10 protein-coding genes are annotated in these 11,923 nt (G+C 64.7%); 5 read left to right on the top strand and 5 right to left on the bottom strand.

All coding sequences use genetic code 11. From position 1 onward, the window contains the following. Nucleotides 1-69: 69 nt before the first annotated feature. Nucleotides 70-1,386, bottom strand: coding sequence for a lysophospholipid transporter LplT (gene lplT, locus V6F88_RS16260; protein WP_046802555.1), 1,317 nt, complete (start codon nt 1,384-1,386; stop codon nt 70-72). Between the two features lie 263 nt (nt 1,387-1,649). Between lplT and smc the strand changes: the two genes are divergently transcribed. The 3 genes from smc to ligA are packed head-to-tail and all read left to right on the top strand — an operon-like array spanning nt 1,650 to nt 8,412. Then, nucleotides 1,650-5,183, top strand: coding sequence for a chromosome segregation protein SMC (gene smc / locus V6F88_RS16255; RefSeq protein WP_332610717.1), 3,534 nt, complete (start codon nt 1,650-1,652; stop codon nt 5,181-5,183). Nucleotides 5,184-5,229: 46 nt separating this feature from the next. Further along, entirely contained in the window at nt 5,230-6,309 is a 1,080-nt protein-coding gene (locus V6F88_RS16250; protein WP_104142985.1) for a cell division protein ZipA C-terminal FtsZ-binding domain-containing protein, read from the top strand. Further along, nucleotides 6,310-8,412 carry an NAD-dependent DNA ligase LigA gene (gene ligA / locus V6F88_RS16245; RefSeq protein WP_332610715.1) on the top strand — a complete coding sequence of 701 codons (2,103 nt, stop codon included), beginning with the start codon at nt 6,310-6,312 and terminating at the stop codon, nt 8,410-8,412. 55 nt (nt 8,413-8,467) lie between these two features. Here ligA and V6F88_RS16240 read toward each other — a convergent pair whose 3' ends face one another. The 4 genes from V6F88_RS16240 to msrB all read right to left on the bottom strand — a co-directional run bounded on the left by V6F88_RS16240 (nt 8,468) and on the right by msrB (nt 10,586). Beyond that, nucleotides 8,468-9,244 (bottom strand): peptidylprolyl isomerase, encoded by a 777-nt coding sequence (locus V6F88_RS16240; RefSeq protein WP_054424114.1) that lies wholly within the window; start codon nt 9,242-9,244, stop codon nt 8,468-8,470. A gap of 17 nt (nt 9,245-9,261) precedes the next feature. Further along, on the bottom strand, nt 9,262-9,531 hold the full coding sequence (locus V6F88_RS16235; RefSeq protein ID WP_319303386.1) for a BolA family protein: 270 nt from the start codon (nt 9,529-9,531) through the stop codon (nt 9,262-9,264). 80 nt (nt 9,532-9,611) lie between these two features. After that, on the bottom strand, nt 9,612-10,187 hold the full coding sequence (locus V6F88_RS16230; RefSeq protein WP_332610713.1) for a septation protein A: 576 nt from the start codon (nt 10,185-10,187) through the stop codon (nt 9,612-9,614). After that, nucleotides 10,188-10,586, bottom strand: a complete 399-nt coding sequence (msrB, locus tag V6F88_RS16225) for a peptide-methionine (R)-S-oxide reductase MsrB (RefSeq protein WP_046802562.1) — start codon at nt 10,584-10,586, stop codon at nt 10,188-10,190. A gap of 52 nt (nt 10,587-10,638) precedes the next feature. Between msrB and V6F88_RS16220 the strand changes: the two genes are divergently transcribed. Continuing rightward, nucleotides 10,639-11,316, top strand: coding sequence for an energy-coupling factor ABC transporter ATP-binding protein (locus V6F88_RS16220; RefSeq protein WP_332610711.1), 678 nt, complete (start codon nt 10,639-10,641; stop codon nt 11,314-11,316). Next, nucleotides 11,313-11,909 (top strand): energy-coupling factor transporter transmembrane component T family protein, encoded by a 597-nt coding sequence (locus tag V6F88_RS16215; protein ID WP_332610710.1) that lies wholly within the window; start codon nt 11,313-11,315, stop codon nt 11,907-11,909. The genes V6F88_RS16220 and V6F88_RS16215 overlap by 4 nt, the downstream gene beginning before the upstream one ends. Nucleotides 11,910-11,923: the final 14 nt, after the last annotated feature.

The raw sequence follows: 11,923 nt of genomic DNA, 5'->3' as shown, positions 1-11,923 counted from the left end.
TATCGCCTATCTTTTTTATCGCCCGCCCTGGATTGCCCGTTTTTCGTTGCCGATCAACGGCTTGCCGTCTTAGTGGGTATTTGAATCCAGCGCACGCCCATGGCCTTCCTGCCCGATCTGGTCGTGCAGATCCGGGTTGGCCTGCATGTTGCGCTTGCTCCAGCGCATGAACACCACCATCAGCACCGCGACCACCGAGCCAAAAATCACGATGATGATGTTGATCGGCAGTTGCAGCCACAGCAGCAGCGTGTACATCGCCACCATCAGCAGGATGTTGAGCTGTTCATTGAAATTTTGCACCGCGATGGAATGGCCCGCCGACAGCAGCACGTGGCCGCGATGTTGCAGCAGCGCGTTCATCGGCACCACGAAGAAACCGGCCAGCCCGCCCGTGATCAGCAGCAGCAGGTAGACGCTCCAGGGCGAATAGACCAGCGGCATCAGCAGCACGACCAGCCCCATGGCGGCGCCCACCGGCAGCACGGCCAGCGCGCGGCGCAGCGGGATGCGGCCGGCCAGGATGGAACCCACGACCGTACCCAGCGCCGCCACGCCCATCAGCATCGACGCCTTGTCCAGCTGATAGCCCAGGTGGCTGCGGCCCCATTCGATAACGATCAGTTGCAGCGTGGCGCCCGCGCCCCAGAACAGGGTGGTGACCGCCAGCGAAATCTGGCCCAGCTTGTCTTTCCACAGCACGCAGACGTAGCCCCAGAACGTGCGGATCAGGCGCACCGGGTTTTTCTGCTGCGGCGGGTAGCGCACATGCGTGCGCGGAATCATCAGGTTGCACAGCGCCGCCAGCAGGTAGACGAAGGCGATGACCAGGATGGCGGCTTCGGCGGGCGTGTGCACCAGGCTGCCGATGAACGAATGGCTTAACAGGGCGGTCGAGACCGAGGACGAAATCAACAGGCCACCCAGCACCGTGCCCAGGATGATGGAGAAAACGGTCAGCCCTTCGATCCAGCTATTGCCCTTGACCAGCATGTGCGGCGGCAGCATTTCAGTGACGATGCCGTATTTGGCGGGGGAATAGGCTGCCGCGCCGATCCCGACCACGGCATAGGCGGCGCAAACCAGGTAGGTCTGGTATTCGGGGGCGACGCCGATGCTGGCGTACGAGAACATCAGCAGACAGCCGGCCACCTTCAGGGCGTTGGTGGAGAACATCACGCGGCCCTTGGGGAAAGAGTCCGCCAGGGCGCCGACAAAGGCCGCCAGCACCACGTAGGCCAGCGCGAACGACCATTTCATCATGGGCGCCAACCAGTCGGGGCCGTGCAGCTCCTGTATCAAGGCGATGGCTGCGATGAACAGCGCATTGTCCGCCAATGACGAGAAGGCCTGCGCGGCCATGACCAGATAGAAACCACGTTTCAAGAATGTCCCCGTTCTTTGGCCTGAGCCCGGCCAGTCCGCGTGAAAATTATGTGTCGTGCCAAAAAGTGTCAGGGAGTATAGCCGGTGCCCGAAGGCGCACCATTGAGCGTTTGCCCGTGGGTTGACCATTGCTGACGTTTAGCGACAGACTGCCTGCGGTATCATACGACCCATATGTGAGCCGGCCCTTCGTGGGCCGGTTTGCAATCTGTGCGGCAGGTCCGTTAACGCCTTTCGTCAACCCACCCCGTCGTCATCGTACTGTGCGTCTTACTCAGCTAAAACTCGCCGGCTTCAAGTCCTTCGTCGATCCCACCGTGATTCCCGTGCCCAGTCAACTGGTTGGCGTGGTGGGTCCGAACGGCTGCGGGAAATCGAACATCATCGATGCGGTGCGCTGGGTACTGGGCGAGGCCAAGGCCTCGGAACTGCGCGGCGAGTCCATGCAGGACGTCATTTTCAACGGCTCGGGCAACCGCAAGCCGGCGGCCCGTGCGTCGGTGGAAATGGTGTTCGACAACAGCGAAGGGCGGGCCGCCGGCCAATGGAGCACCTACGCCGAAATCGCCGTGCGCCGGGTCCTGACCCGGGACGGCACCAGCAGCTATTTCGTCAATAACCAGCAGGTGCGGCGCCGCGACATCCACGACATCTTCCTGGGCACCGGCCTGGGCGCGCGTGGTTACGCCATCATCGGGCAGGGCATGATCAACCGCCTGATCGAGGCGCGCCCTGAAGAACTGCGGGTATTCCTGGAAGAGGCGGCCGGCGTGTCGCGCTACAAGGAACGCCGCCGCGAGACCGAAAACCGCCTGTCCGACACGCGCGAAAACCTGACTCGCGTGGAAGACATCCTGCGCGAACTGAACAGCCAGCTTGAAAAGCTGGAAGCCCAGGCCGAAGTCGCCACGCGATACCGCGAGCTTCAGGCCGACGGCGAAAAGAAACAGCATTCCCTGTGGTTCCTGAAGGAAACGGGGGCCCGCGAAGAGCGCGCCAAGAAAGCCCAGGAAATGGCCCAGGCGCAAAACGAGCTGGAAGCCGCCATCGCCGGCCTGCGGGCGGGCGAAGCCGCGCTGGAATCGCGCCGTCAGGCCCACTACGCGGCCAGCGACGCGGTGCACACCGCCCAAGGTGCGCTGTACGAGGCCAATGCCCAGGTCAGCCGTCTGGAAGCCGAGATTCGCCACGTGGTGGATTCGCGCAACCGCCTGCAATCGCGCCGCGACCAGTTGCAGCAGCAGATCGCGGAATGGACCAGCCAGCGCGAGCATTGCACTGAACAAATCGCCCAGGCCGAAGACGACCTGGCCACCGCTGCCGCCCGCACCGAAGAGGCGCGCGCCGCCGCCGAAGATGCCCAGGCGGGGTTGCCCGCCGTCGAGCAGCGCGTGCGCGAGGCCGCCTCGGGCCGCGACGAAATGCGCGCCGCCCTGGCTCGCGTCGAACAGAACCTGGCGTTGGTCGCCCAGACCCAGCGCGACGCCGACCGCCAGATGCAGGTGCTGGAGCAGCGCCGCGAACGCCTGCAACAAGAGCTACGCGAGCTGCACGCGCCCGACCCTGTCCGCCTGGAGCAACTGGCCGGCGACCGTGTAGCCGGCGAAGACCAGCTGCAAGAAGCGCAGGAAGAACTGGCCACGCTGGAAGGCCGCGTGCCGGAAGCGGACGCCGAGCGCAGCCGCGCCCAGGCCGCCGCCCAGACCGACGCCCAGAACCTGGCCCGCCTGGAAGCCCGCCTGTCCGCGCTGGTGAAATTGCAGGAAGACGTGCAAAAACAGGGCGCGCTGGAACCCTGGCTGGCCAAGCACGAATTGGCCGGGCTGTCGCGCCTGTGGCAAAAGCTGCACGTGGAGCCGGGCTGGGAAACCGCCCTGGAATCCGCCCTGCGCGAGCGCATGGCGTCCATGGAAGTGCGCAACCTGGATTGGGCGCGCGCCTTTGCCGAAGACGCGCCGCCCGCCCGGCTGGCTTTCTATCAATTGCCCGTGGCGGCGCCCGCGCCGGCCGCCCCGGCCGGCCTGACGCCGCTGGCCAGCTTGCTGCGCATCACCGATCCGGACCTGCGCACGCTGCTGAACGACTGGCTGGCCGGCATCTACACCGCGACCGACGTGACGCAGGCCCTGGCCATGCGCGCGACCTTGCCTGCCGGCAGCGCCTGCGTGGTCAAGGCCGGCCACCTGATCGACGCGCATAGCGTCCGCTTTTACGCGCCGGATTCCGAACAGGCCGGCCTGTTGGCCCGCCAGCAGGAAATTGAAAACCTGCAACGCGAGATCAAGGCCCAGCAGCTGATCGCCGACCAGGCGCGCGCCGCCGTCGCCCGCGCCGAAGCGGCCTGGCAGCAGGTCTCGCAGGCCATCGCCCCGGCGCGTACGCGCGTAGCCGAGGTCACGCGCCGCGTGCACGACATCCAGCTTGAACATTCCCGGCTGCAACAGCAGGCCGAACAATCCGGCGAACGCGCCTCGCGCCTGCGCCAGGATCTGGAAGAAATCAAGGTTCAGGAAGAAGACCTGCGCGCCACCCGCGAAGAAGCCGAAGCCCGCTTCGAGACGCTGGACGAAGAGCTGGCCGAGCACCAATCCCGCTTTGCCGACGCTGAAATGGATGGCGAAACGCTGGCCGCCCAGGCCGAAGCCGCCCGCACGCGCCTGCGCGAGCTTGAGCGCGCCGCGCAAGAAGCCGAGTTTGCCGAACGCGGCATCCAGGTCCGCATTACCGACCTGCAACGCAACCAGCAGTTGGCCGCCGACCAAAGCCAGCGCGGCACGGTCGAACTGGAACAACTGATGGGCGATCTGGCCGAGCTGGATGCGTCCGCCTCGCAGGCCGGGTTGCAGGATGCGCTGGAAGCGCGCGCGGAGCGCGAAGAAGCGCTGTCGCGCGCTCGCCAGGAAATGGAAAACCTGGCGGCTCTGCTGCGCGGCGCCGATGAGGATCGCCAGCAGCAGGAGCAGACGCTGGAACCGCGCCGTGCCCGCATCATGGAATTGCAGCTGCAAGAGCAGGCCGCACGCTTGGCCGAAGAGCAGTTCACCGAACAGCTGAACGCCCGCGAAGTCGACCGCGAGGCGCTGGCCCAGGACCTGGCCAACCGCCCCGAGGAATGGCGCCGCGCCAGCTGGCTGCAACAGGAAGTGGGCCGGATCTCGCGCCAGATCGAATCGCTGGGGTCGGTCAACTTGGCGGCGCTGGACGAATTGAACACGTCGCGAGAACGCAAGGGTTTCCTGGATTCCCAGCACCAGGACTTGATGACCGCCATCGAAACCCTGGAAGACGCGATCCGCAAGATCGACCGCGAAACACGCGAGCTGCTGCAAGAAACCTTCAACATCGTGAACGGCCACTTTGGCGAGCTGTTCCCCAAGCTGTTCGGTGGGGGCGAGGCCAAGCTCAGCATGACGGGCGAGGAAATTCTCGACGCGGGCGTGCAGGTCATGGCGCAGCCGCCCGGCAAGCGCAACAGCACGATTCACCTCTTGTCCGGCGGCGAAAAAGCGCTGACCGCGACCGCGCTGGTGTTCGCGCTGTTCAAGCTGAACCCCGCGCCGTTCTGCCTGCTGGACGAGGTGGACGCGCCGCTGGACGACGCCAACACCGAACGCTACGCAAACCTGGTCGCCAACATGAGCGAGCAAACCCAATTCCTATTTATTTCGCACAACAAGATCGCCATGCAGATGGCCAAGCAGCTGATCGGCGTAACCATGCAAGAGCAAGGGGTTTCGCGTATCGTTGCGGTAGACATAGATTCGGCCGTGCAAATGATGGCCTCCGAAGCGGCATAAACCCCATATTTAGAAAGGCGCCGCCCTCCTGGCGCGGGATGTACACATGAGTGATTTGCAGATCGGGCTGATAGCCCTGGGCGTCTTGCTGATACTGCTGGTGTTGGGATTCAACTGGTGGCAGGACCGGCGCGTCCGGCGCAAGATGCAAAGCCATTTCCCCACGTCTGAACAGGATCCGTTGCTGGGCGCCGGCGCTGCCGGCGCAGCCGCTTCGGCTACTGCCGCGGGCGCGAGCCGTCGCGAACCCGGCATGGGCGGCGATGCGCCGCGCGCGCATCCCGGCCAGCCCGCGCCGGTGGATCCGGGCAGCGATGCCGACGACACGGAAGAACCCGATCCCGCCTGCGAAGTGGTCATTGAAATCAATTTCGCCGAACCCGTGCGTGGCGCCGACCTGCTGCCTTACATGCAAAGCCTGCGCCACGTAGGCCGCAAGCCGATGCGCGTGTTCGCCGAGACCGACCAGCGCCGCCATCGTGCCCGCGTGCATGCCGGCGAATCGTATGCGTCGATGCAACTGGCGGTGTTGCTGGCCAATCGCAGCGGCCCCCTGACTGCCATTGAATGGTCGCAAGCCTGGGCGCGCGCCCAGGACATGGCCGAACGTTTCGACGCCACCATAGAAGGCCCCGACCAGCAAGCCGTGCTGGAGCAGGGCGCCCGGCTGGACGACACCTGCGCCGCGCTGGACACCCAGGTCGGCCTGACGCTGCTGCTGGGCGCGGCCCAGCCTGCCGCTGAAGTGCTGTCCGTGGCCCGCGACACGGGCTTCGTGGCGGACGGCAACCGGCTGGCGTGGCCCGCGGAAAATGGCGTGACGCGCTTCACGCTGTCGCGCGCCGATGGCGCCGCCTTCGATGCCGGCATGGGTGGCGTCGAACGCCTGTACCTGCTGCTGGACGTGCCTTGTGCACCGGCCGATACGCGCGCCTTTGGCCGCATGGTCGACGTGGGCCGCGACCTGGCCGCCCGCCTGCGCGCCGAACTGGTCGACGACCAGGGCAAGCCACTGGCGGATGGTTCCGAAACGGTTATCGACGAACGCCTCCAAGTGCTGTTCGAACAGCTTGAACAAGCGGGCCTGCCCGCCGGAAGCGAGCGTGCTCAACGGGTGTTTGCATAAATGAGCCGCGCGTCTGGTGAAGTCAACCCGGCGGAAACCGCGGCGCGCCTGCGCGCCGAGCTGGAACAGCACAACGTCCGCTATTACGTCTACGACGAGCCCTCCGTCTCGGATGCCGAGTACGACGGGCTGATGCGGCAGCTTGAAGCCCTTGAGGCCGAGCATCCCGAACTGATCACCCCGGAATCGCCCACGCAACGCGTGGGCGCGGCGCCTGTTTCCGCCTTTGGCAGCGTGCGCCATGCCGTGCCGATGCTGTCGCTGAACAATGCGTTTGCCGAAGAGGAAGTGGTGGCGTTCGACCGCCGTGTCACCGACACGTTGCGGGGGGCAGGCCTATTGGGACCGGCCCAGCAAGCCGATTATTTCTGTGAGCTCAAGTTGGACGGGCTGGCGATCAGCCTGCGTTACGAAGACGGCCGTCTTGTGCAGGCCGCCACGCGCGGTGACGGCCAGACGGGCGAAGACGTCACCTCCAACATCCGCACCATCAAGGCCATTCCGCTGCAACTAAAAGGGTCCGCGCCGAAGGTGTTGGAAGTGCGCGGCGAGGTGCTGATGAATCGCGCCGACTTCGAAAAATTGAACGCGTCGCAGGCCAAGCGTGACGAAAAGATCTTCGTCAACCCGCGCAATGCCGCGGCCGGCAGCCTGCGTCAGCTGGACCCGCGCATCACCGCCAAACGGCCGCTGCGCTTCTTTGCGTATGGCTGGGGCGAAGTGCGGGGCCTGCCCGGCAAGCAAAGCGGCTTGTTCGACGAGGCCACGGCCGGCGCCGGCCAGGCGTCGCAACTGCCGGAAGCGTCGCATGGCGCCATGCTGGCGTGGCTGCACGAGCTGGGCCTGCCGGTCAACTTGAAGCACAACCATCGCGCGACGGGCGCCGAAGGCTTGATGGCCTTTTATGCCAAGGTGGGCGAACTGCGTGCCAGCCTGCCTTACGACATCGACGGCGTGGTCTACAAAGTAGATTCGCTGCCCGCGCAGAAAGTGCTGGGCTTCGTGGCACGCGCGCCGCGTTTCGCGCTGGCCCACAAATTTGCCGCTGAAGAAGCCACCACGACGCTGCTGGATATAGAAGTGCAGGTGGGCCGCACGGGCGCAATCACGCCCGTGGCACGCCTGAAGCCCGTGTTCGTGGGCGGAGTGACCGTCACCAACGCGACGCTGCACAACGAAGACGAAATCCGCCGCAAGGATGTGCGCAAGGGTGACACCGTCATCGTGCGCCGCGCGGGCGACGTGATTCCCGAAGTGCTGGGCCCCGTGCTTGAAAAGCGGCCCGACGACGCTCAGGAGTTCGTCATGCCCACGGCCTGCCCGGTCTGTGGGTCGGCCATTGAGCGGCTGGAAGACGAGACTATTGCGCGCTGTACGGGCGGCCTGTTCTGCGCTGCGCAGCGCAAGCAGACGTTGTGGCATGCGGCCAGCCGCAAGGCGCTGGACATCGAAGGGCTGGGCGAAAAGCTGGTGGACCAGCTGGTGGACAGCGGCCGGGTCAAGACCTTGGCTGACCTGTACAGCCTGCGTCCGCTGGAACTGGTGGGCCTGGATCGCATGGGCCAGAAGTCGGCCGACAACCTGGTCGCGGCTATCGACAAGGCGCGCGCCCCGGGCTTGAACCGCCTGTTGTTCGCGCTGGGCATTCGTCACGTCGGTGAAACCACCGCCCGCGACGTCGCGCGGCATTTCGGCAGCATCGACGCCATCATGGATGCCGATGAAGACGCCTTGTCGTCAGTGCCCGACGTGGGCCCGGTCGTGGCGGCATCCATCCGCCGCTTCTTTGCCGAACAGCACAACCGCGACGTCATCGAGCAGTTGAAGGCGCAGGGCGTGAACCCCGTGGCCGACGCCGCGCCGCAAGGCACGACGCTGGCGGGCAAGACGTTCGTGCTGACCGGCACGCTGCCCAACTGGACCCGCGAGGAAGCGTCGATGCACATCCAGGCAGCAGGGGGCAAGGTCAGTGGATCGGTCTCCAAGAAAACCGCCTATCTGGTGGCGGGCGAAGAGGCCGGCAGCAAGCTGACCAAAGCGCAGGAACTGGGCGTGACCGTGTTGGACGAGGATGCGTTGAAAGCGCTGTTAGGAATGTCCTAGTCCAAAAAAAACTGCCCGCGATAGCGGGCAGTTTCGATTTTGGCGCAGGGCAGGCTTACTGGATCTTGGCCTTGTCGCGCAGTTGCTTCTGGTAGTCGGCCAGGGTTTGCTGGCGCAGCATTTCTTCCAGTTGCGGACGCACTTGATCCAGCGGCGGGAATTCCACCGGGCGGGTGTCCTCGACCTTGATGATGTGCCAGCCAAATTGGGTTTGGACCGGCTTGTCGACCAGTTCGCCCTTCTTGAGCTGAGTCACGGCTTGCGCGAACGGCTGCACGTAGTTGGTCGGGGGAGCCCAACCCAGATCGCCACCCTTTTCGGCGCTGCCGGGGTCCTTGGAGTTTTTCTTGGCCAGGTCGTCGAACTTGTTCTTGTTGCTCTTGATCTGGGCCAGCAGGTCATTGGCCGTCTTCTCGTCTTCGACGAGGATATGACGGACCTTGTATTCCATCTTGCCGGCTTGTTCCTTCTTGATCTTCTCGTATTCGGCGGTGACCTTGGCGTCCGAAACCGGGTTCTTGGCCAGGTAGTCAGCCATCAGGGCGCGCACCAAAATGCCTTGGCGGGCCAGTTCGATTTCGGTTTGAACGTCGGCTTGCTTGGCGATGCCGCTGGATTCGGCGGCTTGCACGAAGATCTGGCGGTTAATCATTTCTTGCTTGACCTGTTCGCGCAATTGCGGCGAATCGGTCGCGCCCTGGCTGACCAGCAGCTTGACGAATTGATCCAAATTCTTTTGCGGAATGGCCTTACCGTTGACGGTGGCCACGTTTTGCGCGAAAGCGGGCACGGCGATGACGCAGGCCGCAGCCAGCATGACGATGCGTTTCATGAATATCCTTTTACTTTCTATTTGGGAGCCTGGGCATCTAGCGCAAGCGCATGAATCGGATAGGGGATCAAATCTTGCAAATGATGATACACCAGCCTATGTCGCGCCACGGCGGAGAGCCCCGCGAAGCAAGGCGCTACGATGTGGACGCGATAGTGGCCGGCGCCGTTTTTACTGCCTTCGTGGCCGGCATGCAAATGGGAGTCGTCCAGGATGTCCAGCGTTACAGGTTCCAGGGCGGCCAGGCGCTCTCGGATCAGGGTGATGCGATCGGTGTTGTCGGACATGGCGGCTACATGAAAGTTCCGACGCGCCCACCGCAGTGGGCGCGCCTATGATTGGACCGTGTGGTCGGGCGGCTGGCGCGTCAGGGCTTGCCCGGCGGCGTGCCGGAACCGGCGGTTTCGTCGGTCTGGATGTGTTTGCCCAGCCACACTGACTGGCCGATCACAAAGACGACCATCAGGCCCATCAGGCCGAATGCCTTGAAGCTGACCCATTGCGATTCGGTGAAATGACCCGAGAACGCCACATACAGGTTCAGCGCACCGGCGACCAGGAAGAAGGCTGCCCAGACCAGGTTCAGCTTGTCCCAGGCGGCGTCCGGCAGTTGGATCTGCTTTTCCATCAGGCGGCGGATCAGGTTGCGGCCGAACACCCAGCGGGAAATCAGCAGCGCGCCGCCAAACAGCCAATACAGCACGGTGGGTTTCCACTTGATGAAGACATCGCTGTGCAGCCAGATGGTGGCGCCGCCAAAAACCAGAATGACCGTCAGATTGATCCAGTGCATGGCCTCGGTGGCGCGGCCGGTAAGCTTGAGCCACACAATCTGCAACACGGCCGCCGCCATGGCAACGCCCGTGGCGATGAAGATGTCCGTGTACCGATAGGCAATGAAGAACAGGAACAGCGGGAACAGGTCGAACAGAAACTTCTTCATTCAGTCTTCTATGGGTTCAAACGTCATCGACAGGGAATTGATGCAATAGCGCAGCCCGGTGGGCGGAGGGCCGTCGGGGAAGACGTGGCCCAGATGCGAGTCGCATACATTGCACAGCACTTCGGTGCGAACCATGCCGTGGCTGACGTCGCGCTCTTCGCGCACCAGTTCAGGGTCCAGCGGCTGGAAATAGCTGGGCCAGCCACAGCCGGCGTCGAATTTGGTGTCGGATGCGAACAGGGCCGTGCCGCAACCCACGCAGCGGTAGATGCCCGGCGTGGTCGTATTCCAGTAACGCCCGGTGAATGCGCGTTCGGTACCCTTTTCACGGGTGACCACGTATTCTTCGGGGGAAAGTTGTGCGCGCCATTCGGCGTCGGATTTGCGTACTTTTTCCATATCAGCTCTTGGAGTCCCGATGCCCGAAATGGTTCGGGCATAATCCCGCCCCATGTTAATCGAGTTTGACCAGGCGGTAGTGGCCACGCCCCAGGCAGAAGTGTTGCGTGGGGTGAGCGCGACGCTGGCCGAGCGCCGCATCGGCATCGTCGGACCCAACGGCGCCGGCAAGAGCACGCTTGCGCGCCTGCTGAACGGGCTGGTGCTGCCGTCCTCGGGCAGTGTCCGGGTGGATGGGCTGGATACCCGGCACGATTTGAAGGCGGTGCGCCGCCGCGTGGGCTTTGTATTCCAGAACCCGGAAAATCAGATCGTCTTTCCCATCGTGCGCGAAGACCTGGCGTTCGGCCTGAAGCGGCTGGAACCTGACAAGGCGCTGCGCGAATCGCGCATCGATAGCCAACTGAAGGCGCTGGGGGTCGGGCATCTGGCCGACCGCAGCAGCCACACGCTGTCGGGCGGCGAACGGCAGCTGGTGGCGTTGGCGGCCGTGCTGGTCATGGCGCCGGCGCTGGTCGTCTTTGACGAACCGACCACGCAGCTGGACCTGCGCAACCGCAACCGGGTCCGCGACGCGATCGCGGCGCTGCCCCACGATGCCGTGGTCGTCAGCCACGACCTGGACCTGCTGGAAGATTTTGACCGGGTGCTGGTCGTGCGCGACGGCGTCATCGCCGCCGATGACGCGCCCGCGGCGGCCTTGCGCTGGTACCGGGAGCACTGCGCATGATGGAACCTCTTTACGTCGCCGGCCGCAGTCCGCTGCACCGGCTGCCTGCCTGGGTAAAGCTGGTGGCGCTGGTGGCCGCCGGGGCGGGGCTGTTCATGCTGCGCGACCCGCGTGGGCTGGGCGCGGCGTTTACCGTTTCGGCAATTCTGGTCTGGTCCACGGGCGTGTCGCCCGCCGCCGTCTGGCGCCAGGTGCGCGGGCTGCTGTGGGTGCTGCTGGCCGTGGCGCTTTTCACGGGCGTATTCCAGGGGCCGATCGACGCCCTGGCCGTCGTGCTGCGAGTGGGCGCGATGGTGGGGCTGGCGCTGGCCGTCACGCTGGCCACGCGCACGTCGGACCTGATCGCCGTCTGCGAACGGGCCTTGATGCCGTTCGAGCGGATCGGGCTGGTCGATGCCGGCAAGGTGGCGTTGGCGCTGGCGCTGGCCTTGCGGTTCGTGCCTGAGATCTGGCGCAATTTTCAGGAAATCCGCGAGGCCCAGGCGGCGCGCGGCTTGGGCGCCCATCCGGTTGCCCTGATCGTGCCCTTGATCGTGCTGACATTAAAGCGCGCCCAGGAAGTGGCCGAAGCCATCGACGCGCGCAGCCCCTGAGCCGCGCGCTGCCA

The organism is Achromobacter sp. ESBL13 (genome assembly GCF_036668755.1).
GTDB lineage: Bacteria > Pseudomonadota > Gammaproteobacteria > Burkholderiales > Burkholderiaceae_B > Achromobacter.
This window is presented reverse-complemented; position numbering and strand designations above follow the sequence as displayed.

Bases quoted from the DNA above. Each gene is read 5' to 3' on its own strand.
- V6F88_RS16220 (WP_332610711.1), top strand. From the start codon at position 10,639: ATGTTAATCGAGTTTGACCAGGCGGTAGTGGCCACGCCCCAGGCAGAA.
- V6F88_RS16230 (WP_332610713.1), bottom strand. From the start codon at position 10,187: ATGAAGAAGTTTCTGTTCGACCTGTTCCCGCTGTTCCTGTTCTTCATT.
- V6F88_RS16215 (WP_332610710.1), top strand. From the start codon at position 11,313: ATGATGGAACCTCTTTACGTCGCCGGCCGCAGTCCGCTGCACCGGCTG.
- ligA (WP_332610715.1), top strand. From the start codon at position 6,310: ATGAGCCGCGCGTCTGGTGAAGTCAACCCGGCGGAAACCGCGGCGCGC.
- V6F88_RS16240 (WP_054424114.1), bottom strand. From the start codon at position 9,244: ATGAAACGCATCGTCATGCTGGCTGCGGCCTGCGTCATCGCCGTGCCC.
- msrB (WP_046802562.1), bottom strand. From the start codon at position 10,586: ATGGAAAAAGTACGCAAATCCGACGCCGAATGGCGCGCACAACTTTCC.
- V6F88_RS16235 (WP_319303386.1), bottom strand. From the start codon at position 9,531: ATGTCCGACAACACCGATCGCATCACCCTGATCCGAGAGCGCCTGGCC.
- V6F88_RS16250 (WP_104142985.1), top strand. From the start codon at position 5,230: ATGAGTGATTTGCAGATCGGGCTGATAGCCCTGGGCGTCTTGCTGATA.